The organism is Streptomyces sp. NPDC050416, assembly GCF_044458845.1.
Classification (GTDB): domain Bacteria; phylum Actinomycetota; class Actinomycetes; order Streptomycetales; family Streptomycetaceae; genus Streptomyces.
The window spans coordinates 72287-96928 of the sequence record NZ_JBITII010000016.1 but is presented as its reverse complement, the minus strand read 5'-3'; the positions used below and the strand labels follow the sequence as shown (position 1 = coordinate 96928).

Below are 24642 nucleotides of genomic sequence, written 5' to 3'. Positions count from 1 at the left end.
AGAGCTCGGTGGAGACGTGAACTTCTACCAGGCGGTACATGTCCGGGGGGATCGGGGGCAAACGGATGTGTACGACAGTGACCGATCGACGTCGCCGGCAGGCGGCGCGGGACAGGGGAGGGCAGTGGAGGTGTCTACGGCCGTCAGCGCGAAGGTGTTGGAGCGGTTCCCGGCGGGAGCTCCGCGCGGATCATGGCCGGCGGAGGAGTACGCGGCGCGCCGTCGGGCCGAGGGCGAACCGGCCACCGTCGTGATGGACCTGGAGTCGGACGCCTTCCTCGTGGTGGTTCCGTCGGACGAGGACTGAACCGAACCGGACCCCGAAATCCATGGTCCGGGATGCGAGATGAGCCGGGATTTCCTTGACGGGCGTCGTCGCCCGCTGCCACGATCCATGGCATGACCATGCGACTGGACCTCACGCGGCGACGCCACGTCGACCTCGCACGCGTCTCCAGCGCTTGCTGTCGCGCCGCAGCCTGAGCCTCCCGGCTCGCCGCTTCTCCCCACCGCCGTATTCGCCCTCGGCCGCACACCGTCGCGCCGACGGGACGCCCTGCGCGGTGCATTTCCCTCACGCCTGAATTCGGCGTCCCTCACGCCCGCATCCGGCGCTCAGCCACGCCCGTAGTCGCGCGCAGTCACGCCCGTTGCCACGCCCGTTGAGCACGGGCGTCCCCGCAGTCGGTGTCGCCACGCGCGCTCGCGCCCCCTCCCGGAAAGAGACCCCATGGCCACCGTCCTGTCCGTATCCGGCAGCCCCTCCGCCGCCTCCCGCACCAGCCGACTGCTGCGCCACCTGGACGAGCGGCTGACCGCACAGGGCCATGACGTGATCCCGCTCGACGTCCGCACCATCCCCGCCGAGGCCCTGCTCGGCGCGGACTTCCGGCATCCCGCGATCGTCGAGGCCACCGACCTGTTCGCACGAGCCGACGGTGTCGTCGTCGGCACCCCTGTGTACAAGGCGTCCTACTCCGGTGTCCTCAAGGCCCTGCTGGACCTGCTCCCGCAGTACGCACTCACCGGCAAGACCGTGCTGCCGCTCGCCACCGGCGGCAGCGCCGCCCATGTCCTGGCCATCGACTACGCCCTGCGCCCGGTGCTGACCTCCATGGGTGCGGCGCACACCGTGCAGGGCTGGTTCACCCTCGACAAGGACATCACCGTGCACGACGACGGATCCCTGACCGTCACACCTGCCGCCGACGAGGCGCTCACACAGGTGGTCGACCAGTTCTCCACGGCGCTCGGCCGCACCCCGCTGCTCGCCGTGGCGGGCTGACACCCGCTCACCGCCACGCCGCCGCACGTTCCCCTCGATCGGAGACTCCCCGTGTCCCTCACCTTCCACTGGTTCCTGCCCACCAACGGCGACAGCCGTCATGTCGTCGGCGGCGGCCACGGCTCCCCGGCCACCGCCTCCGGCCGGGACCGGCCCCCGACGGTCGCCTACCTGAGCCAGATCGCCCGGGCCGCCGAGGAGGTGGGCTTCGCCGGGGCCCTCACGCCCACCGGTGCCTGGTGCGAGGACGCGTGGCTCACCACCGCCATGGTCAGCAGGCACACCGAACGCCTGAAGTTCCTCGTCGCCTTCCGGCCCGGGCTGATCTCGCCCACCCTCGCCGCGCAGATGGCCTCCACGTTCCAGCGGCAGACCGGCGGACGGCTGCTGCTCAACGTCGTCACCGGCGGCGAGAACCAGGAACAGCGCGCCTTCGGCGACTTCCTCGACAAGGACAGCCGGTACCGCCGTACCGGTGAATTCCTGCACGTCATACGGGAGTTGTGGCAGGGCGGAACCGTCGGCCTGCACGGTGAGCACCTCCGGGTGCAGGACGCGAAGCTCGCCCGCGTGCCCGACCCCGTTCCCGAGGTGTACTTCGGCGGCTCCTCGCCCATCGCCGGAGAGATCGCCGCCCGGCACGCCGACGTCTATCTCACCTGGGGCGAACCGCCCGCCCAGGTCGCCGAGAAGCTCGACCGGATCCGCTCACTGGCCGCCGCCGAGGGACGCACCCTCCGCTTCGGGATCCGGCTGCACGTCGTCACCCGCGACACCGCCGAGCAGGCCTGGGCCGAGGCGGACCGGCTGCTGGACGGCTTCGACCCGGAGACCGTGGCGTCGGTGCAGGCCGGGCTCGCCCGCAGCGAGTCGGAGGGCCAGCGCCGCATGCTCGCCCTGCACGGCGGCCGGCGCGACAGCCTGGAGATCCACCCCAACCTGTGGGCCGGCATCGGCCTGGTGCGCGGCGGCGCGGGCACCGCCCTGGTCGGCAGCCACGACGAGGTCGCCGAGCGGATCAAGGAATACCACGCCCTCGGCATCGACGAGTTCATCCTCTCCGGCTACCCCCACCTGGAGGAGGCGTACTGGTTCGGCGAGGGCGTGCTGCCGCGCCTCGCCGCGCAGGGGCTGTGGCGGCATCCCGCGAACAAGGACACCGCACCCACCGCACCCACCGAGCCCGGCGTGCTCGCGCCCTTCGCGAGCTAGGGCTCGTCGGCCTTCCACCCCAACGATCAACCCCCCGGCCCGCGTTGGGCGTCATTCCGTCCCGAGGGGCAGCCCTGCCCCTCGGTGAACGGGAGGCACACATCATGAAGCAGCGGGCTTCACGCACCGTCTCATTCGGCCTGGCCGTGGCGTTATGCGCCGGGGCGGCGGCACTCGCCCCGTCCGCGCACGCGGCACAGTCGCCGCGCGGCCACGAGGCGACCCGGACCGCGTTGCGTGATCTCGTCGACAAGGGCGGACTGCCCGGAGTGGCCGCCAAAGTCCAGGAGGGGAAGGTGAGTTGGTTCGCGAAGGCCGGTCACGCCGACACCGCCACGGGCCGAGAGCGTTCCCCCGGCGACCACTTCCGCGGGGCCAGCATCACCAAGACGTTCATCGCGACCGTCCTGCTCCAGCTGGAGGCGGAAGGCAGGCTGAGCCTCGACGACACCGTCGAGCGATGGCTGCCGGGCCTGGTGCGGGGCAACGGCTACGACGGCGACGAGATCACTCTGCGTCAGCTCCTCAACCACACCAGCGGCATCGCCAACTACACCGACGATCCCGCCTTCCTCCACGACGCCGCCGGCCCGGGCTTCCCGGAGCACCGGTACGACACGTACACGCCCGAGGAACTTGTGGCGATCGCGCTGAAGTACCCGCCGCTGCCCGCCCCGGAGACGGCGCCGGTGTACTCGAACACCAACTTCGTCATCGCCGGGATGGTCATCGAGAAGGCGACGGGCCGCTCCTACGCGCAGGAGATCACCCGCCGTATCGTCCGGCCCCTGAAGCTGCGCGGCACATCGTTCCCCGGCACGTCACCCCACATGCCGAAACCCCACCCCGTCGGCTACTCCCGACTGCACCAGGACGCCCCCGACGCCCCGATCCATGACGCCACCGAACAGAACATGACCTGGCTGGGCGCGGCCGGTGATGTCATCTCCACCAGCGGCGACCTCAACCGCTTTCAACGTGCCCTATTCAAAGGCGAGTTGATACCTCGGAAGCAGATGGAGGAGATGCTCGGCAAGGTGCCCGCGGGGGGCGGGCTCGGATACGGCCTCGGAGTCGAGTTCGCGCAGCTGTCCTGCGGCGTGAAGGTCGTGGGCAAGAGCGGCCGTACGAACGGCTCCCTGTCCGCGATGGTCGGCACCCGGGACGGGAAGCACCAGCTGACGTTCAACATCAACGGTGACTGGCTGCCGGACCCGTCGCTCTACACGAACGTGATCGAAGCGGAGTTCTGCGGCAGCGTCCCGTCCCGCACGGACGAACCGTCGGCACTGCCGCTGCTCGGCTAACCGGACGCCAGCGCGCCGAGGTGGGTCCGGCGTGCCTCGGCCGTCTGGGCCTGCACCAGCAGGAACAGCCCCTCGCGTGCCAGCCGCTGCGCCCGGCTGTCCAGGGCCATGGACCGGCCGCCCCCGGCCACGATCGCCGCGGTCGTGGCCGCCCGCAGCACGTCGTACGCCCGTGTTCTGAGCGCAAGCCGTTCCGGGACGCACTCGTGGGGGACGGGGTGGTCGGCCAGGGCGTAGGCCTCCCGCCGCACCTCGTCGAGCCGGGCCCGCAGCGCCCGGGCCGGCTCCCGGCCGTCCGGGGTGTCCGCCACCAGGTCCAGCGCCGCGCTCGCCACCCCGAACACGGCCGGACTGGTGTTGGCGGCCCTGGGCAGGTCGATCAGGGTGAACTGCTCCTGCGGAGTGCGCAGCACGACGGCGTCCTGCGGCACCCACAGGCCGTCCAGCTCCAGGGAGACCGTACGGGCCGCGGTGAGGGCCGCGAGCCGCATCGGCGCCGACGGACGCATCCCCGGCTGTTCGCGGGCCTCGGTGACGACGAACACCACGTCGGCCGCGTCCGTCACACCGGCCAGCAGCATCACGTCGTTCAGGCCCCAGCCCGTGTACCAGGGCACCGTGCCCTCGAAGCGCCAGCCGCCCCGCTCGGGCACCGCCCGCATGGGCACCCGGGGGAAGGCACGGACGTGTGCGAAGGCGATGCCTGCCAGCGACTCGCCGGTCGCCAGCGGGCGCAGCAGCCTCTCCCGGACCGGCGAGTCGTAGGTGGCGAGCAGCTTCACCGGCGTGTGGTGCTGTGTCTGCACGAACCATGTGGAGCAGCACGCCCCGGACAGGATCTCGGCGACCTCCCGGGCCACGGCGACGGGTGCGTCCGCCCCGCCGTACTCCGTCGGCGCGCCCAGCCCGAGCAGCCCCGACCGCCTCACCGCCGCGATGTGGCTCGCCGGCACCCCCTCCTGGTCGACGCGCTCGGCGTGCGGGACGAGGAGATCGCGCGCGAGTCGCTGTGCGCGGGTGACGAGCGGGTGGGGCGGCGAGGTGAGGGGCGTGGAGCTCATGGGACAGATTCTCGCGGCTCGATGAGGTGCGGCGGGATGCCGCCCCCCGGGTGTGTCCTTCGCCCGGACCCGTCAGGGGTGCGCGCCGCGCAGATCCAGTTCCGTCAGCACGTCGAAGTCGAGCCCGTCGGCGCGGGCCAGGTAGATGCGCTGGCGGACATGGCTGTCCCGCAGGTGCAGCAGTCCGCGCGGGCCCTCGTACGACACCGCGCCGGCCGCCGCACCGATCGCCGACACGTCCAGCGTCCCGGCCCGCTTCAGCAGCGCGGCCAGCAGCAGCACGCCCTCGTAGCAGGACTCGCCGAGGCTGCCCAGGGCGGGTGCCTCGACGCCGTAGCGGGCCGCGTACTGCCCGTGGAAGTCGAGGGTGTCCCGGTTGGCCAGCGAGGCGAAGAAACCGGCCGTGCTGAAGAGGTCCTCGGTGGCCGACGGGCCGCTCGCCAGCAGCATGTTCTCGTCCATCAGCGTGCTCAGCCGCAGACAGCGCGCGTGCAGGCCATGCGCCGCGAACGCCCGGTTGAAGCGCACCGCGTCGCTGCCGACGAGCAGCATCAGCACCCCGTCGGCGTCCGAGCGCTCGATGCCGCGCAGCACCGGCTCGAAGTCGTGGGTGCCGAGCGGGAGATAGACCTCGCCGGTCACGGATCCGCCGGACGCGTGCGCGTACCGGCGGGCCGACCGTGCCGTCCGCCGCGGCCACACGTAGTCGTTGCCGACGACGAACCACCGCCGCACCCCGCGCTCACGCGCCAGCAGGTCCATCGCGGGCCGCAGTTGGTCCCGCGGCGTCTCGCTCGTCAGGAACACGCCCGCCGTGTCCTCACCGCCCTCGTACAGCGCGGTGTACACGTACGGGACGCGGTGGGCGATCCGCGGTGCCAGCGCCCGGCGCACCGAGGAGATGTGCCAGCCCGTGACGCCCTGCACGACACCCAGGTCCACCAGCGCCTCGACCTGGCCGGCGACCTCACGGGGTGCGCCCGAGCCGTCGACCGGCACCAGCCGGAGCTCCCTGCCGAGCACGCCGCCGTCCCGGTTGACCTCCTCGGCGGCCAGCCGCGCGCACAGCTCGCAGGTGGGCCCGAAGATCCCGGCCGGCCCCTGCAAGGGGAAGACGAGCGCCACGCCGAGGACGGAATCGTCGGCCGTGAACCACTCGGGCGCGGGGAGGTCGTGCCGGACCATGGCGTCATGATTCCGGCTCCGCCGTACGAACTCCAGCGCGTCTCCTAGGATGGACGCACTTCCTGTCGCAACAGCCCCGAGGAGCAGGATGCCCACCCCGCCCCCGCGCCGGCCCGACGATCTGGTGCAGTTGCTGACGCGGGCCGAGCGGCTGGCGGCGCGGCGGTTGCAGGCCGTGCTGGAGGAGGAGGGCTGCTCGCTCGACGCGTGGCGGGTGCTGGCGGTGTTGGCCGACGGCGAGGGGCACCACATGACGGCGATCGCGGAGACCGCCTTTCTGCCGCCTCCGACGCTGACCAAGCTGGTCGACCAGCTCGTCGACCAGAACCTCGTCCACCGCCGGGTCGACCCGTTCGACCGCCGTCGCGTCCTCGCCCACCTCACTCCTCGCGGCCAGGAGTACCGGCAGCGGCTCGACCGCGCGGTGCGCGCCGGCCGGCCCCCGCTCGGCGAGGGCGACGAAGAACTGCTGCGGTCCCTGCTGGACCGGCTGGCCGCGACGCTGGCGGAGTCGGCACACGTGTGAGCTCCTGAGCGGAACCCGGCGCACCTGACTGGTCTGACTGGTCTACACCCTTGACTGGTACAGACCAACGCGGTTGAGTGTGCCTCCGACAACCCCCCACCACGGCCGCGCCACGGCTGTGCTTCACCCTGCCTTGCCGGGTGCGGCCGTGTCCCGCAAAGGAGTTGAACCCGTGTCGAGACGCCGTGTCTCCGCCGTCCTTGCCGCCCTCGCCCTCGCCGGCACCGCGCCGGTGCTCCTGCCGGCCACCAGCGCCTCCGCCGCCGCATGCTCCAGCTATCCCAACTGGGTGGCGGGCAAGTCCTACGCCGCCGGCGACATCGTCCGCTACGCCGACGGCAAGGCGTACATAGCCGAGCACGCCAACCCGGGCTACGACCCGACCATCAGCACCTGGTACTGGGAGCCGTACGCCTGCGACAGCGGGCCGGGCACGCCCGACGCGCGCTTCGTCGTGAGCGAGGCGCAGTTCAACCAGATGTTCCCGAACAGGAACCCCTTCTACACCTACAGCGGGCTGACGGCGGCCCTGAGCGCCTACCCCGGCTTCGCCAACACCGGCAGTGACACGGTGAAGAAGCAGGAGGCCGCCGCCTTCCTCGCCAACGTCAGCCACGAGACCGGCGGCCTGGTGCACGTGGTGGAGCAGAACACCGCCAACTACCCGCACTACTGCGACTGGAGTCGGCCCTACGGCTGCCCGGCCGGCCAGGCCGCCTACTACGGGCGCGGACCGATCCAGCTCAGCTGGAACTTCAACTACAAGGCCGCCGGCGACGCGCTCGGCATCGACCTGCTGAACAACCCCTGGCTGGTCCAGAACGACGCGGCCGTCGCCTGGAAGACGGCCCTGTGGTACTGGAACACCCAGACCGGCCCCGGCAGCATGACCCCGCACAACGCCATGGTGAACGGCGCCGGATTCGGCCAGACCATCCGCAGCATCAACGGCTCCCTGGAATGCGACGGCAAGAACCCGGCGCAGGTGCAGAGCCGAGTGAACAACTACCAGCGGTTCACGCAGATCCTCGGGACGTCGCCCGGAGGCAATCTCTACTGCTGAGCGCGAGCCGTGTGTGAGACTCCGTCGATGAGCTCACAGACGATCACCGCGGACGCCGCGGGCACCTGGAAACTCGGCGACCTGCCCGTCCGCCGCCTCGGCTTCGGCGCGATGCGGCTGACGGGCAGCGCCGCCTTCCACCTCGGCACCCCCAGTGACCGCGACCGGTCGATCGCCGTCCTGCGCAAGGCGATCGACCTCGGCGTGAACCACATCGACACGGCCGCCTTCTACTTCTCGTCGCTGCGCTCCGCCAACGAACTCATCAACAGCGCGCTGGCGCCGTACCCCGACGACCTGGTCATCGTCACCAAGGTGGGGCCCCACCGGACCTACGACGGGCAGTGGGGCACCTCGGCCCGCCCCGAGGATCTGCGCGGCCACGTCGAGGAGAACCTGCGCCAGCTCGGCCGCGATCACCTCGACGTGGTCAACCTGCGCCGGATGCCGAAGTACGACTCGATAGCGGAGCACTTCGGCGCCCTCGCGGAACTGCGCGAGGCCGGGCTGATACGCCACCTCGGCATCTCCAACGTCGAGCCCCGCCACCTCGCCGAGGCGCAGGCCATCGCACCGGTGGTCTGCGTACAGAACCGGTACGCCCTCGACCGCCCCGACCCCGTCACCGATGAACTGCTGCGGATCTGCGGCGAACAGGGCATCGCGTTCGTGCCGTTCTACGCCGTCGCCGTCGCCGGCGAGGGCGCGGAGCGCGGAGCCGCCACCGCCCACGACGAGGAGGTGCGCGCCGTCGCCCGCGCCCACGGGGCGAGCCCGGCGCAGATCCGCATCGCCTGGACCCTGCACCAGGGCCCGCATGTTCTCGCCATTCCCGGCACGGGCAACCCCGACCACCTCAGCGAGAACGTGGCGGCGGGCGCGATCCGCCTCACGGACGGGGAACTGAACCGGCTGAACGGGCCGCGCTCGGCGGCCGGTTGACCGGTCAGACCACCCAGGCCCCGTCCCGCATGAGATGCCGGCGCGGCAGCTCGCGCACCTCGCACCAGGCTTGCACCGCGCGCGGCCGCACCCGGAAGAACGCGTACGACGCGTGGTCCTCGCGCGGATCCCAGCCGGTCTTCGCGCGGAACGCCTCGGCCGCCGCAGGCAGCACCTCGGGCGTCGTGAAGGTCTCCACGTCACCTTCGACGAGCACGACGTCCCGGGTGTCCCCCAAGGCCAGCCGGGCCCGCCGGCCGTCCCGCAGATTACGGCCGGTGGGATTGGTCAGCCGAGTGCACAGCCACACGGCCTCGTCGTGCCACACGAACCAGAGCGGCACCAGACACGGCACGCCCTCGGTGTCCGCCGTGGCCACCCAGATGTCGATCTCCCGCTCCATACGGTCCAGGAGGTCCGCCTTGCGCTGCTCGGGGGTGCGGGGAGGCTCGGTGATCTTCATGGGCAGGACGCTAGCGGGCGGCCGGGCGGACCGCCTCGGGCTGGGGACGTAGGCCGCAGAACCAGGTCGTCGCGGGACCGAGGTCCGCGCCCTCCGCGCCCAGAGGGCGGGCTGTTTTGCGTCCGGCAGGTGTTACGTATAACCTCTCCCGTCAACCACCCGCTCCGAGAGGTCCCGATGCGACGTATCGCCCTGGTCACCCTCGTCGTCGACGACTACGACGAGGCGATCCGCTTCTACACCGAGGCCCTCGGGTTCCGGCTCGCCGAGGACGCTCCCCGGCCCGGCGGATCACGCTGGGTCGTCGTCGAACCCGGGAGTCCGGGCACGGGCACCGGCCTGCTGCTCGCCCGCGCCGAGGGGGAGGCGCAGGCCGGCCGGGTCGGGGACCAGACCGGCGGGCGGGTCGGCTTCTTCCTGCACACCGACGACTTCGCCCGGGACCACGCCCGGATGACCGCCGCGGGCGTCACGTTCCTGGAGGAGCCGCGGCACGAGCCGTACGGAATCGTCGCCGTCTTCCAGGACCTGTACGGCAACCGCTGGGACCTGCTCCAGCCCGCCGCCGACTAGAACTCCGACTCCCACCGCGTACGCACTGCCGAGGAACACGCACATGACCGCGCCCCGCATCGACACCGACACCCTCCGCCGGCTGCCCAAGGCCGTGCTGCACGACCATCTCGACGGCGGCCTGCGCCCCGCCACCGTGGTGGAGCTCGCGGACGCGGTCGGCCACACCCTGCCCACCACCGACCCCGACGAACTCGCCGCCTGGTACTACGACGCCGCCAACTCCGGCGACCTGGTGCGCTACATAGCCACCTTCGAGCACACTCTCGCCGTCATGCAGACCCGCGAGGGCCTGCTGCGCACCGCCGAGGAGTACGTGCTCGACCTCGCCGCGGACGGTGTCGTCTACGGCGAGGTGCGCTACGCCCCGGAGCTGATGGTGAAGGGCGGGCTGGCCCTGCCCGAGGTCGTCGAGACCGTGCAGGAAGGGCTCGCGGCGGGGATGGCCAAGGCGGCGGCCGCGGGGACGCCCGTGCGGGTCGGGACGCTGCTGTGCGGGATGCGGATGTTCGATCGCAGCCGGGAGATCGCCGACCTGGTCGTGGCGTTCCGGGACGCCGGTGTCGTCGGCTTCGACATCGCCGGAGCCGAGGACGGCTTCCCGCCCGCCGGCCATCTCGCCGCCTTCGAGCACCTGCGCCGCGAGAACGTGCCGTTCACCATCCACGCCGGGGAGGCCCACGGCCTGCCCAGCATCCATCAGGCCCTTCAGCTCTGCGGCGCCCAGCGCATCGGGCACGGCGTGCGCATCACCGACGACATCCCCGACCTCGCCTCCGGCAAGCTCGGCCGCCTCGCGGGCTGGGTGCGCGACCGGCGTGTCGCCCTGGAGATGTGCCCGACTTCCAACCTCCAGACCGGCGCCGCGACCTCCATCGCCGAGCACCCGATCACCGCGCTGAAGGAGCTCGGCTTCCGCGTCACCCTGAACACCGACAACCGGCTCGTGTCGGGCACCACGATGACCCGCGAGATGTCCCTGCTGGTCGAGCAGGCGGGCTGGACCGTCGAGGACCTGCGCACGGTCACGGTGAACGCCCTGAAGAGCGCGTTCCTCCCGTTCGACGAGCGGAACGCGCTGATCCGGGACGTGGTCCTGCCCGGCTACGAGGCCGCGCTCTGAAGGATTCCGCGCAGGTAGGCGGCCTGTCCGATGTGCTGGAGATCGTCGGACAGGACGCTGACCAGCCGGACGCCCAGGGTGACCGGCGGGTCCCAGCGCTCGTCGACGACGCGCTCCAGATCCTTGGCCGCCAGGCCGCGCAGGGCTTCCATGGTCTGGTCGTGCACGGCGTCGTAGTAGCCGGTCAGCATCTCGCCGGAGTCGACCCGGACCTTGGCGACCTTGGCGGGGCTGTGGCCGTAGCCCGTGTCATGCCGGGGCAGACCGAGGCCGAAGCGTTTCTCCCAGTCCTGGGACAGCCACACCTGATCGAGGTCGAAGGCGTCGGCGACGTGGTCGTCCTGGACACGGGTGAGGTGCCAGACAAGCCAGGCGATGGAGTTGGTGTCGGGGGAGGGGCGGGCGCTCAGTTCGTCGGGCCCTAGGCCCTCGACGGTGGCGTGGACTTCTTCCCGGATGCGGTTGTAGCCGTCGATGAGGATGTCCTTCGCATGCATGCCTCCACCATGGCGCATCGCAGCGTCCTGTGCGCCCCGGTTCGCACGCCGGTGGTCTCCACGTGCGCGGCTGTTCCTCCGGAGCGGCTCGGGTCTTCGGTGGCGTGCTCGGCGCCTTGGGGTGAGCTCGGTGTCTTCGGGGGTGCGCTCGGCGAGTCCCGTGGCGTGCTCGGTGTCTTCGGCGGTGCACTCGCCGTGTCCCGTGGTGCGCTCGGCGGGTCCTGCGGTGCACTCGCCACCTCCCGTTTCGCACCCACCGTCTCCGGTATCGCGCCTGGGTGCACGGTTGCGCCCTCGCGGTCTCCGGCGTCGCGGCCTGCGCCCTACGTGCCCATGGCCCCTGCTGTCATGCCCGCGGCCCCCGGCGAGGCGCTCGCGGTCCCCGGCGCCGCGCTGTTGGCCCGCGGCGGGCCGCCCGGGGCCCCCAGCGACGGACCCGCGCTCCCCGTCGACGCGCCCGTGGCCTCCAGCAGCGCCATCAGGGCCCGGGCCGCCGGGCTCGTGGCCTGCCGGGGCGGGAGCAGGGCCACCGTCTCGTAGACGGCCTCGCCGGTGCCCTTCACCGGCAGCGCGGTCAGGGAGGCGCGTTTGTGCGCGAAGTGCCGCGGCACGACAGCGACGCCGAGGTTCTCGTCGACCAGGTCGAGCAGGGTGTGCACGTCGTTCACCTCCAGGGCCACGGTCCGTCGTACGCCCGCGGCGGCGAACACCGTGTCGGTGGTGCGGCGCGGCCCCCAGTCCGGGTGGAAGTCGACGAACACCTCCCCGCCCAGCTCCTCCGGCGTGACGGCCGCACCGGTCGCGGCGAGCCGGTGGCTGGAGTGACACAGCAGTGTCATCGGCTCACTGGTCAGCGGCACCGACCGCAGCTGGTCGCTGTCCGCCTGCGTGCGCACGGCGAACGCCAGGTCGAGCCGTCCGGCCGCGACCTCCTCCGCGAGCGCGCCCGATCCGGCCTGCCGCAGACAGATCTCCACGTCCGGATGCCGATGCCGGAAGGCGGCGAGCAGCCCCGCGACATGCACCCCGGCGATGCACTGCTCACTGCCGAGCGCGAGCATGCCGCGCAGGACGCCCTGCACCGCCGCCACCGCCTCGTGGGCGGCCCGAACCTGCGCGAGGATCCGCTCCGCCTCACCGAGCAGCGCCCGCCCGGCCGGGGTGAGCGTCACCCGGCGGGTCGTGCGCACGAACAGCGGCGTCTGGAGCTCCCGCTCCAGCGCCCGGATCGAGGCCGACAGGCCGGACTGGGACACCAGGAGCCGCTCCGCCGCCCGGGTGAAGTGCTGGTCCTCGGCGACCGCGACGAAGTGCTGCAAGTGGCGCAGTTCCATGACTGAGAAGCGTAGCCGCTGAATTCCATCGGATTCTTCTGTTGGACGCATGGGAGCAGGTCACGACAGAGTGGACACCGGTTTCCTCCCGACCGAGCCAACCCCTCTGGAGTCGCGTTGTACACCGCACACCCCGACCGCTATGCGGACATGCCCTACCGGCGCACCGGACGCAGCGGCCTGAAGCTCCCCGCGCTCTCGCTCGGCCTGTGGCACAACTTCGGCCCGGACCGGCCGGTAGAGACCCAGCGAGCCATCCTGCGCCGCGCCTTCGACCTCGGCGTCACCCACTTCGACCTCGCCAACAACTACGGCCCGCCGCCCGGCGCCGCCGAGTCCGCGCTGGGCGAGTTCCTGAAGTCGGACTTCGCGGCCTACCGCGACGAGCTGGTCATCTCCACCAAGGCCGGCTATCTGATGTGGCCGGGTCCGTACGGCGAGTGGGGTTCGCGCAAGTACGTGCTGTCCTCGCTGGACCAGAGCCTGAAGCGGATGGGCCTCGACTACGTCGACATCTTCTACTCGCACCGCCCCGACCCGGAGACTCCGCTGGAGGAGACGATGGGCGCGCTGCACTCGGCGGTGCAGCAGGGCAAGGCGCTGTACGTCGGCATCTCCAACTACTCCGCGGAGCAGACCCGCGAGGCCGCCCGCATCCTGGGCGAGCTGGGCACCCCGCTCCTCATCCACCAGCCGCGCTACTCCATGCTCGACCGCCGCCCCGAGGACGAGGGCCTGCTGGACGCCCTCGGCGAGCTCCAGGTCGGCTCCATCGTCTTCTCCCCGCTGGAGCAGGGCCTGCTCTCCGCCCGCTACCTCGACGGCATCCCGGAGGGCTCCCGGGCCGCGAGCGACAGCCCGTTCCTGAACTCCGACGCGGTCACCGAAGAGCTGGTGGGCCGGCTGCGCGACCTGAACGACATCGCCAAGACGCGCGGCCAGACCCTGGCCCAGATGGCGCTGGCCTGGGTGCTGCGCGGCGGCCGGGTGACCTCCGCGCTGGTCGGCGCGAGCAGCCCGCAGCAGCTGGAGGACAGTGTCGGGGCCATCGCCAACCTGGACTTCGACGCGGACGAGCTGGCCCGGATCGACGCGATCGTCAAGCAGTAGCCGTTCCCCTCCTTCCCGGGGGCGGCGACCGCCCCCGGGACAGGCTCCCGGAGTTCTAGGAACCGATCCGCTCCTCCAGACGCACCGTCACCGTGTCGCCCTCCTCCTTGCCGATGGCCTTGCGGACGTCGGCCTTCACCGGCAGCTTGTGCGTGCCGTCGCCCAGGGCCATGAACGAGCTGCGGAACGGATGCCCGTCGATCGTCCCGCGGACCTTGACCAGGCCGCGGGTGCCGAAGAACTCGACGGACCGGGGCCAGACCAGATAGGTCCAGCCGCCCTCGGCGGGGCTCTTGCGCAGGACCGCGGTGAATTCAGCGTCCAGTTTCCCGGTCGTGTTTCCGGTCGTGGCCATGGTGCCCTCCGGTGTTCGGTCGCCTCTCACACACCAGACCGCCGGATTCCGGAAAACTCATCGGAACCGTCGATCACCTTCGGAGTCATCGCCCCTGGTGACCGCCCGCAGCGTTTCGGCCAACTCGGGGGGCGAATATGCCAGGAGACTGGCCGGAAAGACATGGTGACAGTGTTTCAGTAGTGAACATACTGACCAGCGAGAGCGCTTCACATCGAGCGACGGCGCCCTCACGCACAGCACGCGAGCCGCAGGACAGGCAAGGCCGGGCAGGCGGGCAGGGCAACGGGGGAGGGTCACGTGCACGACGAGTTTCTGTGCCATGTCACGGCGTACGGAGTTTGCGACGGCCGCCGCATCGGGGTCCCGCTGGGCACCTACCGGGCGCCGACCCTCGCCCTCGCTCTGTGGTGGCTGCGCGACCGAGCCTCCTGGATCGCCCAGCGCCTCGACCCCCGGCCCGACGACGAGCATTTACCGCCGGGCGCGCTCGTGCCGGTCGCCGAGACCGTGCCGGACGTGCCCACCCTGCTGCGCGCCTGGTGCGCCGACCCCGGCCGGCAGGAGCGGGTCGCCGAGGAGCTGGCGGCCGGGCGGCTGGTGCGCATCGCCACCAGCGACGACACCACCGAGTACGAACTGCTCGCCGAGTCCGTGGACGCCCTGCGGATGCAGCGGACGGCTCCCACCCTGGGCGTACCCGTGGCCTGAACGGCTCACCGAGTCAGATATCAGGTAAATCGGTAGAATCTTGGTCATGGCGCAGTCGTCGGCAACACCAGAACTCGTCCTGGAGACCGAGACGGGCTCCACAGTGATGATCCCGGGCCGCGACTACCACGTCGGACGCGACCCGATGAGCGACATCGTCATCGACGACGACCGGGTCTCCTGGCACCACGCGGTCCTGAGACCCGACGACGGGCACTGGACCATCGAGGACGAGAACAGCACCAACGGCACCTACGCCGAGGGCCGCCGCATCCACGAGTGGGATGTCGGCCCTGGCAGCGTCATCCGCTTCGGGAACCCGGCCGACGGGCCGCGCGTGGTCCTGACGGGCCGCCCCGCACCGGCCCCGGAACGCCCCTCCGCCGTCTCCATGCCGGCCATGACGGGCACCTACCGGCAGCCCACCACCGTACGGCCGCTGCCCGCCCGCACCGTCCGCATCGGCCGCGCCACCGACAACGACCTGGTCATCGACGACCTGGTGGTCTCCCGCCGGCACGCCGAACTGCGCGCCCTGCCCGACGGGACCTACGAGATCACCGACCTCGGCAGCCACAACGGCACGTACCTCAACGGCAGCCGCGTCACCAGCGCCCCGGTCGGCCAGGGCGACATCGTCGGCATCGGCCACTCGGCGTTCTGCCTCGTCGGCGACCAGCTCCAGGAGTACGTCGACACCGGTGAGGTCTCCCTCGACGTGCAGGACCTGACGGTCGCCGTCGACCGCGGCCGCAAGACGCTGCTCGACCACGTGTCGTTCCCGGTGGGGGAGAAGTGCCTGCTCGCCGTCGTCGGCCCGAGCGGCGCCGGGAAGTCCACGCTCCTCAACGCCCTCACCGGCCAGCGGCCCGCCGACCACGGCACCGTCCTCTACGACGGCCGCGACCTCTACCGCGACTACGCCGAGCTGCGCCAGCGCATCGGCCTCGTCCCGCAGGACGACATCCTGCACGCCCAGCTGACCGTCCGCAAAGCCCTCTCCTACGCGGCCGAGCTGCGCTTCCCGCAGGACACCGCCAAGGCCGAGCGGCGCGCCCGGGTCGACGAGGTGATCCGCGAACTGGGCCTGGAACAGCGCGCCGACCAGCACGTGCACAGCCTGTCCGGCGGCCAGCGCAAGCGCGTCAGCGTGGCCCTGGAACTGCTGACGAAGCCGTCGCTGCTCTTCCTCGACGAGCCGACCTCCGGACTCGACCCCGGCATGGACCGCTCGGTGATGCACATGCTGCGCGGCCTCGCCGACGACGGCCGGACCGTCATCGTGGTCACCCACAGCGTGCTCAGCCTCGACGTGTGCGACCGGCTCCTCGTGCTCGCGCCCGGCGGGAAGATCGCCTACTACGGGCCGCCCGAGGACGCCCTGGCGTACTTCGGTTTCGAGCAGTGGCCGGAGGCCTTCGAGGCCTTCGACCGGGACGCGGACCGGGACTGGGCCGGGGACTACAGCGCCTCGCCCTTCCACGGCCGGTACGTCGCCGACGCCACCGCCCAGCCCCAGCTGCCCCGGTCCGGGCCCGTGGTCATCGCTCCGCCGCCCCGGCCGCGCAGCCGGGCCGCCCAGCTCGGCACGCTGGTGCGGCGGTACGCGGCCGCGCTCAGCGCCGACCGCACGTTCCTGATCATCATGATCGCCCTGCCGTTCGTGATGGGGATCATGGCGCGGGCCCTGGCGGGCGGCAAGCTGACGCAGGACACGGCGATGAACGCCCTGCTCATCCTGTGTGTCGGCGCGGTGCTCACCGGGGCCGCCAACGCCGTGCGGGAACTCGTCAAGGAACGGGTGATCTACCAGCGTGAGCGGGCGGTGGGCCTGTCCAGATCGGCGTACCTGATGTCCAAGGTCGTCGTCCTGGGCGTCATCACCGTGCTCCAGGCGGTGGTGCTCACCCTGGTCGCGCTGCTCGGCGTGGACCTCAACGCGCCCGGCGGCGAAGGCGTGCTGATGTCGCCCCTGGTGGAGATCACGGTCGCCGTCGCCCTGCTGGCGTTCACGGCGATGATGCTCGGCCTGTTCATCTCCGCGCTGGTGCGCAAGGAGGAGGTGACGATGCCGCTGCTCGTGCTCATCGCCATCGTCCAGGTCGTCTTCTGCGGTGCCCTGCTGAAATTGGACGGTGTCCCCGGGCTCGAGCAACTGGGCTGGCTGGTGCCCGCGCGCTGGGCGCTGGCCGCGATGGCCGGCACCGTCGGGCTGGACCGGATCGTGCCCGACGATCTGACCGAGGATCCGCTCTTCGAGCACTCGGCGGGAACGTGGCTGCTCGACGTCGGGATGCTGCTCGTGCTGTCGGCGCTCTTCGCCTTCCTGGTGTCCCGGCTGCTGCGCCGCCACGAACCGGCCGTGATGCGGAAGTAGGCAGCGCCTGTGACGACTCCTGGATTCCGGCCCACGCACGTGGTCCCGCAGAACGGGATGCCCGCCTGGGAGGCCCCCGACCCGTCCCGGCCCACCGTGGACCTGGACCCGCTGCTGCCGGTGCAGCTGCTTGAGCGGCAGGGCGACTGGGGGCACGTGCTGTGCTTCAACGGCTGGTCGGCCTGGGTCGACGGCCGCCGCCTGGTCGCCGTACCGCAGGATCCGCCCGCCGCGGACGGGCCGCTCACCCGCAGCGCCGATCCGCGTCCGCTGCTGAGCCGGGCGCAGGAGGCCCTGGCGCGCTACCGCTCCGCGGTCGAGGACCTCGCGGGCGGTTCGGACCTGGAGTCCTTCCGCGCCCGCACGCACGGGCTGCGGATCGGCGTCGTCGTCGACGGCGAGTCCGTGTGGCTCTACGACGCCGCGCACGGGCACTGGGTGTACGCCGACGGCACCCGGGCGACCACGTACGCGACGGACGAGACACCCCGCTCCGACCCCGAACCCCCGGCCCCGGCACGCACCCCGACCAGGGTCGTCCCCGCGGAGGCCATCGAGGAGCCACCCCGCTCGGAGTTCGTGCCTCCCGAGGCTCCCGATCCCACGCGGGTGGTGTCATCGGAGGTTCCCGAGGGCTCGCGGGCCGCGTCTCGCGAACCGCCGGAGCCGACACGGGTGGTGTCGCCGGGCGTTGCCGAGCCCGAGTCCCCTCGGGCCGTGCCGCCTGAGTCCGCCGAGCCGACGCGGGTTGTGCCTGCTGGGCCGTCCCAGTCGGCGCCGTCTGTGCCTCCCGAGGCTCCTGCCCCCACGCGGGTGGTGTCATCGGAGGCTCCTGAGCCCCCTCGGGCTGTGTCTCGCGAGGCGCCGGAGCAGCCACGGGGCGCGTCTTCAGAAGCCGCTGAGCCGACACGGGTCGTGTCTCCCGAGGCGCCCGAGCCGACACGGGTCGTGTCTCCCGAGGCGCCCGAGCCCACACGGGTCGTGCCTCCGGAGAAGCGGGGCCTGCCCCCCGCGGCGCTGCCCACACGCGTCGTTTCCCCTGAGGAGGACGGCGACGCGGCTTCGGACGAGGAGGAGGCGGCCGGTGCCACCGAGGCCGCGCCCACGCGGGTCGTGGGGGCCGAACCCACGCGGATCGTCTCGCCCGAGGGTGACGTCCGTTGAACCGCGAGACGAGTCTGTTCTCGGGACGGCCCTCCGAGCTGATCGGGCAGCAGATCGCCGGGTACCGGATCGAGCAGGAGATCGGGCGCGGCGGCATGGCCGTGGTCTACCGGGCCCGCGACCTGCGTCTGGAGCGCACCGTCGCGCTCAAGCTGCTCGCCCCGGAACTCGCCCGCAACGACACCTTCCGACGCCGCTTCACCCACGAGTCCCGGGCCGCCGCCGCGATCGACCACCCGCACATCGTGCCGGTCTTCGAGGCAGGCGAGACGGACGGAGTGCTGTACATCGCGATGCGGTTCGTCGCCGGCAGCGACCTGCGTCATCTCCTGGACCGGGAGGGCCCGTTGCCGCCCGCCACCGCCGTACGCGTCGCCGCCCAGGTCGCCTCCGCGCTCGACGCCGCCCACGACCACGGGCTCGTGCACCGGGACGTCAAACCCGGCAACATCCTGGTCTCCCGCGGCACCGACAGCGACCACCCGGAGCACGTCTACCTCACCGACTTCGGCCTGACCAAGAAGTCGCTGTCGCTGACCGGCTTCACCACGGTCGGCCAGTTCGTCGGCACCCTCGACTACGTCGCCCCCGAACAGATCTCCGGCAAGCCGGTCGACGCCCGCTGCGACGTGTACGGCTTCGCCTGTGTCGTCTTCGAGACCCTCGCCGGCCACCCGCCCTTCCTCCGGGACGACGACATGGCCCTGCTGTGGGCCCACCAGTACGACGACGCGCCGCCGCTGACCGAGTCACGGCCCGACCTCCCCTCCCAGCTGGACCCGGTGTTCGCCAAGGCCCTCGCCAAGCGCCCCGACGACCGCTACCCCTCCTGCCTGACGTTCGTCGCCGCCCTGCGCGCCGCGACGGCCGGTGTCGGTTCCGGCGCAGGGCCCGCCCCCGCCCGGATGGGCCGGCCGCCGGGGGAGGAGGGGCCGAAGCCGCCCCCGCGCTGGGCCGAACCGGTCTTCGTGCAGCGGACGTAGCGCAGCGACAGCAGCGCTGTCAGCCCGCCCGCTCGGCGCGCACCTCGCCCCGCCGCCGCACGTGCCGCGCCAGCAGCGCCCCGGCGAACCCGGTCAGCAGCCCCCACGGGACGGCCAGGCCCACGGCTCCCCACAGCCGGGGTCTGAGGAACAGCTCGCCCGCGAGGCCGCCGCCCAGGTCGCCGATGCCGAGCACGGACAGTCCGAAGTGCGCGGAGACGCGCCCCACCAGGCAGATCATGAAAACCGTGAGCACGAGCGCGATGGTCATGTGCAGGGCGTGCTCCCAGGCCCGTACCCGGGCCGGCGACCGGGCCGCCATCACGAACGCGGCGGCGAGCAGCAGCACCACGTCGACGACCAGCAGCCACCACACCCTGCCGTCGTGCTCGGAGAGCGTCCGCAGGTTCAGCTCGGAGATGTCCGGGGCGCGCAGCACCTCGTCGAGCACATGCGGCATCGGCAGCCCGAACGGCCCCTCCACCCGGCCGTTCCAGGTGGCGCCGAGTCCGATCGTCAGCGCCAGCCACACCAGGTTGGGCATGCCGAGCAGGATCACGGCGAACGTCTCCGCCGCGTGCCCCCGGGTCGCCGCGACGACCAGGGCGACGACCACGCCGACGACGACGCTGGCGAGCAGCAGCGCGACCATCGCGTAGGCGGCCGGCCGCACCGAGGCCTGGAAGCGCAGCAGTCGCGCCGGCAACGGGGCGCCGCGCGACACCAGCAGGGCCAGCACCAGCACACCGGCCAGCCACACCACGCCGACGAACACGGACAGCGGTACGTCGGTGGTGAAACCGACCTTCGGTGAGACGCCGAACAGATCGCCCAGTTCGCTCAGGTCGTCGTTCCCGAGGGAGATGTCGAACGTGTGGCGGGCGGCGAGGGTCAGACCGATCAGCGCGAGCAGCCACAGGACCGCGATCCTGGCGGCCCAGCCGGCCAGCTCCGCCGTACCGGCGACCGCGCGGTGCCGCAGGGGTCGCAGGAAGCCCCAGGCGATCACCAATGCCCCCGTGAGCGTGACGGACAGGGGGATGACGGTCAGGCCCGCCTGCGTGTCGGCGAGGTCGCCCGCGCTTCCGGAGAGCTTCACGGCGCCGCCGACGGCGGTGACCACGGTCGCCGCGACCACCGGTGCGAACGCGCCGTCCGGGAGGTCCGCCGCCCCGGCCGCCCACAGGCCCAGCGCGGCCACCACCGCCATGGCGAGCAGCCCGCTGAGCACCGTGACGAGGGCATGCGCCCAGCCGTGGCGGGCGACGGCCCGCTCGCCGGAGGTACGTGCCTGGCCGGAGGAAGTGCGTGAACTCACGCTGTCACGCTAAGCAGCACCCGCGCCGGACGCCCGTCGGGAGGTCCGTCCGCGTCGGCTTGCGAGCCGTACGGGACCGGAGCACACAATGAACTCGTAGTGGAAAAAGCGGCATACACCGGGATTTACCGCCCGGCTGTGTGCGGGCCGCAGAGAACCCACGTGGGAAGAAGAGCTCGTGAGCGTCGAACCGCCGTCGTCCGGCCGCCCCACAGGGCCCCCGTCGGGCCCGCTGTCCGGTCCCTCCCAGCCGCCGTCGGGAGGCGGGCCGCCCTCCGAGCCGCCGAGCGGGGGAGGGCAGGCGCCGGAACCCCGCCGCCCCTGGTGGGGGTCGGTACCCCGCGTGGCCCTGATCGCCACCGCCGTCGTGGCCGCCGTGATCCTGGCCGTGGTGCTCACCCGGCCCGACGGGGGCGGCACCGGCGCGTCCGACGGCGGTACCAGTACGTCGGAGGGGGAGGTCTTCCTCCAGCCCGCGGCCGACACCGGCCCGGACCCGTTCACCGAGTCCACGGCGAAGGAGAGCTCGGCCTCACCGGTCTCGCCCTCGCCCACCGAGCTGGCCACGCAGAACGCCGTCCAGGGCGTCCAGGGCGGAGCGCCCGGCCTGTACGGCGGCACCCGCAACGTCGCCAGCTGTGACGTGGAGAAGCAGATCACGTACTTCCAGGGCGCTCCGGACAAGCAGCGGGCGTTCGCCTCCGTCGCTCGCGTCGACCCGCCCGACGTCCCCGCCTACCTGCGCTCGCTCACGCCCGTCGTGCTGCGCATCGACACGCGCGTCACCAACCACGGCTACAGCGACGGCCGCGCGACCAGCTACCAGGCCGTTCTCCAGGCCGGCACGGCCGTCCTCGTCGACGACCGCGGCGTGCCCCGGGTGCGCTGCGCGTGCGGCAACCCGCTGTCCGCGCCGGTCGCCCAGCAGAGCGCGCCGAAGACGACCGGGGACGCGTGGCCGGGGTTCAAGCAGTCGAACGTCGTCGCGGTCACGCCCGCTCCCAGGCCGGTCGACGCCTTCATCGTGTGCGAGCCCGACGGCGAGTGGTTCAAGCGACACCCGGGTGACACGGGCGAGAAGGACCGCAAGACCGAGAAGCCCGACAAGCCCTCGCCGTCGGTGAGCGTCACCACGCCGTCGTCGCCGGCCGACACGACCTCGTCGGAGCCCCCCACGAGCGAACCGCCCGGCTCGGACACGGGGACGTCGTCGGAGCCGCCCGGCTCGGACCCGGGGACGTCGTCGCAGCCGCCGCCTCCGCCCGGGGACGGCACCGGGGGCGACACGACGGACCAGCCCCCGGCGTCCTGACGCAGCCCGACTTACCCCTGTCGGTTCAGCCGGCACGGACCACCAGGGCGTAGTCGCCGAGACCGACCAGGCGATCGGCCGGCAGGTCGCCGTGGGCGGTGCGGACCGCCTCGATGCGGCCGGTCTCGGGTTCGAAGACGACGTCCTGGACCGTGCCGAGCCCGTCGCCCGTCTCGGTGAGGATCCTGACGCCCGGCAGCTCGTGGTGCGGCGGCACCTCGGACGGGGCGGCGGCCGAGCGGACGAGCACGGTGTCCGGGCCGATGGCGTGCAGGGCACCCCAGGCCAGCACGGACTCCTTGCGGGAGTGCCTGCGGCGCACGCGGACGTGGGTGACCACACCGGCCGGGGCGTCGACCGTCAGTGCTTTCAGGACGCCGATCTCGCCGGCGTCGGCCAGCGTCCGCACCGGCAGCCCCCGGGCCTGCGAGAACAGCATCATGCCGGTGCCCCCTCAGGCCCCTCGTGCCCTCCGCGGCCCTCATGCCCCTCATGGAAGGCGCCGACCCGGGCGGCGAAGGCCGGCAGGTCGTCGGCCGTGTAGCGGACGGCGTCCGCCGGGATCACCAGCGTCCGGCCTGACACCGTGAGCGTCTCGCCCCGCGGCACGTACACCCGGTGCCGGCGCCGCCCGGAGCCCCGCGTCAGCGCCTTGCCCGCGGCGATCCGGAAGCCCACGACCCGGCCGCTGGTGCCGCCCTCGACGACCACGTCGAGCACCGTGCCCACCTCGGCGCCCTCGTCGGTCAGCATCTTCGCGTGCAGCACCCGGCCCTGCAGGGCCGCGCGGCGCGCCACCGCGACAGGCGTGTCCACCAGGGCACCGGCGTCGACGATCATGACCGCGTCATGGCCCAGGGAGTGCACGGCCGTCCAGGGCAGGCTCTGCTTCAGCGGGCCCGACAGCAGTCCCCGGCCGCTGAGCGTGAAGCCGGTGACCCGCGCGACGGCGGTGTCGAAGACGGTGTCCTTGACCTGCGCGACGGCGTCGCCGCCGAGGGTGACCACCGGCAGGGTCGTCAGGCTCCGTGCCGCCCTCAGCTCGTTCATCGCACGACCTCCGCACCGCCGCGGGCCCGTACCGCGATGACCGCCCCCGCCCGTCGTTCGCCGGCTGCCGGCCCCGGTTCCTGCCGGGTGCCCCGCGGGCAGGGGACAATGCCCGGGGCACCGGACGGGCCGAAGAGCGGTCAGGACTGCGAAGCCCGGCTCGGGGTACGAGCACTGTGCAGAGCGTCCGGCCAGTCCGGCTTCCCAGAGAGAAACGAATGATCGACCACCTGGACGGGGCAGTGATACCGACTGGTTTCGACGTGCCCGTGGAACCGCTGAGGCGGGCGGCACACTACACCGGCGAGCAGGGCTGCATCGCCGAGGCGCGGTCCTTCGCCGCGCTCTTCCTCGACCAGCTCAGGACCGAGTGGTGCGCGCGCATCGACGACCGGACCGGCGGGGCGGTCCAGCTCGTCGTGAGCGAGCTGGTCACCAACGCCGACCGGCACAGCAACGGGCCGTACATCCTCGAGCTCGTCGGCACGGACACCGCGGTGACGGTGTCGGTCTACGACAGCAGCTCCGCACTGCCCCGGATCTTCCCCCGCAACCCCGAGCGCGTCGGGCGGCACGGCCTGGAGATCGTCCACGCGCTCGCGGAGCAGGTCAGCGTGGAGCGGGTGCCGGTGGGCAAGCGGGTACGCGCCGTGCTGCCGCTCGCCGGCGAAACCGATCACTGAGCTCACCGAGCCGTCCACCGACACCCCCGGGAGCCTGCACAGAGGCGGGTGCCGTCCCACTCCCGCGTGTGGGGACGGCACCCGCTGGTCCGCCGGCCGCGTCAGGCGCAGCCCAGCTCGCCCAGCATGCCCTCGCGCAGTCGCGTGATGATCCGCTTGATCAGGCGGGAGACGTGCATCTGCGAGCAGCCCAGCTGCTCCCCGATCTCCGCCTGGGTGGCCTCCTCCACGAACCGCATGTGGAGGATCTGCCGGTCCCGCTCGCTGAGCTCCGCCATCAGCGGGGCGAGCGAGTGGAAGTCCTCGACGAGCCGCAGCCCGTCCTCCTCCACGCCGATGAAGTCGGCCAGGACCGCCTCGCCACCCTCCGGGCCGTCGCCGGTGAGCGCGGCGTCCAGAGACGACGAGTTGTACCCGTTGGCGGCGATCTGCCCCTCGACGACCTCCTTCTCGGAGATGTTCATCAGGGTGGCCAGCTCGGTGACCGTGGGTTCGCGGTCCAGTCGGCTGGCGAGTTCCTCACGGGCCTTGGCCAGCTCCACGCGCAGTTCCTGAAGCCGCCGCGGCACGTGCACCGCCCAGGTCGTGTCCCGGAAGAACCGCTTGATCTCACCGACGATGTACGGCAGCGCGAAGGAGGTGAACTCGACCTCGCGCGACAGCTCGAACCGGTCGATGGCCTTGATCAGACCGATCATCCCGGTCTGGACGATGTCCTCCATGTCGTCGCCGCGGCCCCGGAACCGGCCGGCCGCGAACCGCACGAGCGACATGTTCATCTCGATCAGCGTGTTGCGCGCGTACTGGTACTCGTGGGTGCCCTCTTCGACTTCCGTCAGGCGCTGGAAGAACTGGCGGGACAGCTCCCTGGCGTCCCGTGGAGCCACGGATCGCGGGTCCACGACTCCCGGCAGTGCACCGTCACCCGTGCCGGCCTCCGCGTTCTCTTCGACGACCTGTGCCTGCGACCGGATCACGGCGGTCTCCATTACCTCTCCCATGAACGTC

Annotated in this window: 27 protein-coding genes; 17 read left to right on the top strand and 10 right to left on the bottom strand. The window is 72.1% G+C overall.

Features of this window, described 5'->3' with window-relative positions; genetic code table 11:
- The first annotated feature begins 124 nt into the window (after window positions 1–124).
- From ACIBL4_RS36700 to ACIBL4_RS36680, 5 genes are all read left to right on the top strand, one after another.
- Complete coding sequence (locus tag ACIBL4_RS36700) at window positions 125–307, top strand: hypothetical protein (protein WP_399416139.1); 183 nt, start codon at window positions 125–127, stop codon at window positions 305–307.
- 92 nt (window positions 308–399) lie between these two features.
- On the top strand, window positions 400–483 hold the full coding sequence (locus ACIBL4_RS36695) for a putative leader peptide (protein ID WP_351019447.1): 84 nt from the start codon (window positions 400–402) through the stop codon (window positions 481–483).
- Window positions 484–730: 247 nt separating this feature from the next.
- Window positions 731–1285, top strand: coding sequence for an NADPH-dependent FMN reductase (ssuE, locus tag ACIBL4_RS36690; RefSeq protein WP_399416138.1), 555 nt, complete (start codon window positions 731–733; stop codon window positions 1283–1285).
- 51 nt (window positions 1286–1336) lie between these two features.
- Window positions 1337–2497 carry an LLM class flavin-dependent oxidoreductase gene (locus ACIBL4_RS36685; protein ID WP_399416136.1) on the top strand — a complete coding sequence of 387 codons (1161 nt, stop codon included), beginning with the start codon at window positions 1337–1339 and terminating at the stop codon, window positions 2495–2497.
- Between the two features lie 104 nt (window positions 2498–2601).
- The gene (locus ACIBL4_RS36680; protein WP_399416134.1) at window positions 2602–3804 is read left to right on the top strand and encodes a serine hydrolase domain-containing protein; all 1203 of its coding nucleotides are present in this window, start codon (window positions 2602–2604) and stop codon (window positions 3802–3804) included.
- On the opposite strand, the gene ACIBL4_RS36675 is transcribed toward ACIBL4_RS36680, so the two are convergent.
- Window positions 3801–4865: an acyl-CoA dehydrogenase family protein gene (locus ACIBL4_RS36675; RefSeq protein WP_399416133.1), complete on the bottom strand. Its 1065-nt coding sequence runs from the start codon at window positions 4863–4865 to the stop codon at window positions 3801–3803. The two genes, ACIBL4_RS36680 and ACIBL4_RS36675, sit on opposite strands and share 4 nt — an antisense overlap.
- Before the next feature lie 72 nt (window positions 4866–4937).
- A complete protein-coding gene (locus ACIBL4_RS36670; protein WP_399416132.1) occupies window positions 4938–6050 on the bottom strand; it encodes a substrate-binding domain-containing protein in 1113 nt (370 codons plus the stop codon).
- Window positions 6051–6138: 88 nt separating this feature from the next.
- Here ACIBL4_RS36670 and ACIBL4_RS36665 point away from each other — a divergent pair, with 88 nt between their 5' ends.
- From ACIBL4_RS36665 to ACIBL4_RS36655, 3 genes are all read left to right on the top strand, one after another.
- Entirely contained in the window at window positions 6139–6576 is a 438-nt protein-coding gene (locus ACIBL4_RS36665; protein ID WP_399416131.1) for a MarR family winged helix-turn-helix transcriptional regulator, read from the top strand.
- A gap of 172 nt (window positions 6577–6748) precedes the next feature.
- Window positions 6749–7639, top strand: a complete 891-nt coding sequence (locus tag ACIBL4_RS36660; protein WP_399416130.1) for a glycoside hydrolase family 19 protein — start codon at window positions 6749–6751, stop codon at window positions 7637–7639.
- A gap of 27 nt (window positions 7640–7666) precedes the next feature.
- Window positions 7667–8581, top strand: coding sequence for an oxidoreductase (locus tag ACIBL4_RS36655; RefSeq protein WP_399416129.1), 915 nt, complete (start codon window positions 7667–7669; stop codon window positions 8579–8581).
- A 4-nt stretch (window positions 8582–8585) separates the two neighbouring features.
- On the opposite strand, the gene ACIBL4_RS36650 is transcribed toward ACIBL4_RS36655, so the two are convergent.
- Window positions 8586–9044: a pyridoxamine 5'-phosphate oxidase family protein gene (locus ACIBL4_RS36650; protein ID WP_399416128.1), complete on the bottom strand. Its 459-nt coding sequence runs from the start codon at window positions 9042–9044 to the stop codon at window positions 8586–8588.
- Between the two features lie 177 nt (window positions 9045–9221).
- Between ACIBL4_RS36650 and ACIBL4_RS36645 the strand changes: the two genes are divergently transcribed.
- Window positions 9222–9617 carry a VOC family protein gene (locus tag ACIBL4_RS36645; protein ID WP_399416127.1) on the top strand — a complete coding sequence of 132 codons (396 nt, stop codon included), beginning with the start codon at window positions 9222–9224 and terminating at the stop codon, window positions 9615–9617.
- A 43-nt stretch (window positions 9618–9660) separates the two neighbouring features.
- Window positions 9661–10740 (top strand): adenosine deaminase, encoded by a 1080-nt coding sequence (locus ACIBL4_RS36640; protein WP_399416126.1) that lies wholly within the window; start codon window positions 9661–9663, stop codon window positions 10738–10740.
- Here the strand turns inward: ACIBL4_RS36640 and ACIBL4_RS36635 are convergent.
- Window positions 10722–11237, bottom strand: coding sequence for a DUF664 domain-containing protein (locus ACIBL4_RS36635; RefSeq protein ID WP_399416125.1), 516 nt, complete (start codon window positions 11235–11237; stop codon window positions 10722–10724). The genes ACIBL4_RS36640 and ACIBL4_RS36635 overlap by 19 nt on opposite strands.
- Window positions 11238–11560: 323 nt before the next feature.
- Window positions 11561–12571 carry a LysR family transcriptional regulator gene (locus tag ACIBL4_RS36630; protein WP_399416124.1) on the bottom strand — a complete coding sequence of 337 codons (1011 nt, stop codon included), beginning with the start codon at window positions 12569–12571 and terminating at the stop codon, window positions 11561–11563.
- Between the two features lie 117 nt (window positions 12572–12688).
- Here ACIBL4_RS36630 and mgrA point away from each other — a divergent pair, with 117 nt between their 5' ends.
- Window positions 12689–13681 carry an L-glyceraldehyde 3-phosphate reductase gene (gene mgrA / locus ACIBL4_RS36625; RefSeq protein WP_399416123.1) on the top strand — a complete coding sequence of 331 codons (993 nt, stop codon included), beginning with the start codon at window positions 12689–12691 and terminating at the stop codon, window positions 13679–13681.
- A gap of 55 nt (window positions 13682–13736) precedes the next feature.
- On the opposite strand, the gene ACIBL4_RS36620 is transcribed toward mgrA, so the two are convergent.
- The gene (locus ACIBL4_RS36620) at window positions 13737–14036 is read right to left on the bottom strand and encodes a DUF1905 domain-containing protein (protein WP_399416122.1); all 300 of its coding nucleotides are present in this window, start codon (window positions 14034–14036) and stop codon (window positions 13737–13739) included.
- Window positions 14037–14336: 300 nt separating this feature from the next.
- Here ACIBL4_RS36620 and ACIBL4_RS36615 point away from each other — a divergent pair, with 300 nt between their 5' ends.
- Genes ACIBL4_RS36615 through ACIBL4_RS36600 form a run of 4 tightly spaced genes read left to right on the top strand, consistent with a single transcriptional unit; the run spans window position 14337 to window position 19271 of the window.
- Entirely contained in the window at window positions 14337–14747 is a 411-nt protein-coding gene (locus ACIBL4_RS36615; protein WP_399416121.1) for a hypothetical protein, read from the top strand.
- Window positions 14748–14793: 46 nt separating this feature from the next.
- Complete coding sequence (locus tag ACIBL4_RS36610; protein ID WP_399416120.1) at window positions 14794–17124, top strand: FHA domain-containing protein; 2331 nt, start codon at window positions 14794–14796, stop codon at window positions 17122–17124.
- Between the two features lie 9 nt (window positions 17125–17133).
- A complete protein-coding gene (locus ACIBL4_RS36605; RefSeq protein WP_399416119.1) occupies window positions 17134–18288 on the top strand; it encodes a hypothetical protein in 1155 nt (384 codons plus the stop codon).
- Window positions 18285–19271, top strand: a complete 987-nt coding sequence (locus ACIBL4_RS36600) for a serine/threonine-protein kinase (RefSeq protein WP_399416118.1) — start codon at window positions 18285–18287, stop codon at window positions 19269–19271. Before ACIBL4_RS36605 ends, ACIBL4_RS36600 begins: the two co-directional genes overlap by 4 nt.
- Window positions 19272–19290: 19 nt before the next feature.
- Here the strand turns inward: ACIBL4_RS36600 and ACIBL4_RS36595 are convergent, their stop codons facing one another.
- A complete protein-coding gene (locus ACIBL4_RS36595) occupies window positions 19291–20589 on the bottom strand; it encodes a streptophobe family protein (protein WP_399416117.1) in 1299 nt (432 codons plus the stop codon).
- 178 nt (window positions 20590–20767) lie between these two features.
- Between ACIBL4_RS36595 and ACIBL4_RS36590 the strand changes: the two genes are divergently transcribed.
- Window positions 20768–21901, top strand: a complete 1134-nt coding sequence (locus tag ACIBL4_RS36590; RefSeq protein ID WP_399416116.1) for a DUF6777 domain-containing protein — start codon at window positions 20768–20770, stop codon at window positions 21899–21901.
- Between the two features lie 25 nt (window positions 21902–21926).
- Here the strand turns inward: ACIBL4_RS36590 and ACIBL4_RS36585 are convergent, their stop codons facing one another.
- A complete protein-coding gene (locus ACIBL4_RS36585; RefSeq protein WP_399416115.1) occupies window positions 21927–22343 on the bottom strand; it encodes a PRC-barrel domain-containing protein in 417 nt (138 codons plus the stop codon).
- A complete protein-coding gene (locus ACIBL4_RS36580) occupies window positions 22340–22951 on the bottom strand; it encodes a PRC-barrel domain-containing protein (RefSeq protein ID WP_399416114.1) in 612 nt (203 codons plus the stop codon). The genes ACIBL4_RS36585 and ACIBL4_RS36580 overlap by 4 nt, the downstream gene beginning before the upstream one ends.
- A gap of 218 nt (window positions 22952–23169) precedes the next feature.
- On the opposite strand from ACIBL4_RS36580, the gene ACIBL4_RS36575 reads away from it, so the two are divergent.
- Window positions 23170–23634 carry an ATP-binding protein gene (locus ACIBL4_RS36575; protein WP_399416113.1) on the top strand — a complete coding sequence of 155 codons (465 nt, stop codon included), beginning with the start codon at window positions 23170–23172 and terminating at the stop codon, window positions 23632–23634.
- 101 nt (window positions 23635–23735) lie between these two features.
- Here the strand turns inward: ACIBL4_RS36575 and ACIBL4_RS36570 are convergent, their stop codons facing one another.
- Complete coding sequence (locus ACIBL4_RS36570) at window positions 23736–24623, bottom strand: RNA polymerase sigma factor SigF (RefSeq protein WP_399416112.1); 888 nt, start codon at window positions 24621–24623, stop codon at window positions 23736–23738.
- Between the last annotated feature and the right edge of the window lie 19 nt (window positions 24624–24642).

What these genes read in the sequence shown, in the direction of transcription:
- ACIBL4_RS36665 (WP_399416131.1), top strand. Translation starts at nt 6,139, where the DNA reads ATGCCCACCCCGCCCCCGCGCCGGCCCGACGATCTGGTGCAGTTGCTG.
- ACIBL4_RS36670 (WP_399416132.1), bottom strand. Translation starts at nt 6,050, where the DNA reads ATGGTCCGGCACGACCTCCCCGCGCCCGAGTGGTTCACGGCCGACGAT.
- ACIBL4_RS36655 (WP_399416129.1), top strand. Translation starts at nt 7,667, where the DNA reads ATGAGCTCACAGACGATCACCGCGGACGCCGCGGGCACCTGGAAACTC.
- ACIBL4_RS36635 (WP_399416125.1), bottom strand. Translation starts at nt 11,237, where the DNA reads ATGCATGCGAAGGACATCCTCATCGACGGCTACAACCGCATCCGGGAA.
- ACIBL4_RS36650 (WP_399416128.1), bottom strand. Translation starts at nt 9,044, where the DNA reads ATGAAGATCACCGAGCCTCCCCGCACCCCCGAGCAGCGCAAGGCGGAC.
- ACIBL4_RS36680 (WP_399416134.1), top strand. Translation starts at nt 2,602, where the DNA reads ATGAAGCAGCGGGCTTCACGCACCGTCTCATTCGGCCTGGCCGTGGCG.
- ACIBL4_RS36675 (WP_399416133.1), bottom strand. Translation starts at nt 4,865, where the DNA reads ATGAGCTCCACGCCCCTCACCTCGCCGCCCCACCCGCTCGTCACCCGC.
- ACIBL4_RS36570 (WP_399416112.1), bottom strand. Translation starts at nt 24,623, where the DNA reads ATGGAGACCGCCGTGATCCGGTCGCAGGCACAGGTCGTCGAAGAGAAC.
- ACIBL4_RS36620 (WP_399416122.1), bottom strand. Translation starts at nt 14,036, where the DNA reads ATGGCCACGACCGGAAACACGACCGGGAAACTGGACGCTGAATTCACC.
- ACIBL4_RS36695 (WP_351019447.1), top strand. Translation starts at nt 400, where the DNA reads ATGACCATGCGACTGGACCTCACGCGGCGACGCCACGTCGACCTCGCA.
- ACIBL4_RS36585 (WP_399416115.1), bottom strand. Translation starts at nt 22,343, where the DNA reads ATGATGCTGTTCTCGCAGGCCCGGGGGCTGCCGGTGCGGACGCTGGCC.
- ACIBL4_RS36645 (WP_399416127.1), top strand. Translation starts at nt 9,222, where the DNA reads ATGCGACGTATCGCCCTGGTCACCCTCGTCGTCGACGACTACGACGAG.
- ACIBL4_RS36640 (WP_399416126.1), top strand. Translation starts at nt 9,661, where the DNA reads ATGACCGCGCCCCGCATCGACACCGACACCCTCCGCCGGCTGCCCAAG.
- ssuE (WP_399416138.1), top strand. Translation starts at nt 731, where the DNA reads ATGGCCACCGTCCTGTCCGTATCCGGCAGCCCCTCCGCCGCCTCCCGC.
- ACIBL4_RS36575 (WP_399416113.1), top strand. Translation starts at nt 23,170, where the DNA reads ATGATCGACCACCTGGACGGGGCAGTGATACCGACTGGTTTCGACGTG.
- ACIBL4_RS36610 (WP_399416120.1), top strand. Translation starts at nt 14,794, where the DNA reads ATGGCGCAGTCGTCGGCAACACCAGAACTCGTCCTGGAGACCGAGACG.
- ACIBL4_RS36630 (WP_399416124.1), bottom strand. Translation starts at nt 12,571, where the DNA reads ATGGAACTGCGCCACTTGCAGCACTTCGTCGCGGTCGCCGAGGACCAG.
- ACIBL4_RS36580 (WP_399416114.1), bottom strand. Translation starts at nt 22,951, where the DNA reads ATGAACGAGCTGAGGGCGGCACGGAGCCTGACGACCCTGCCGGTGGTC.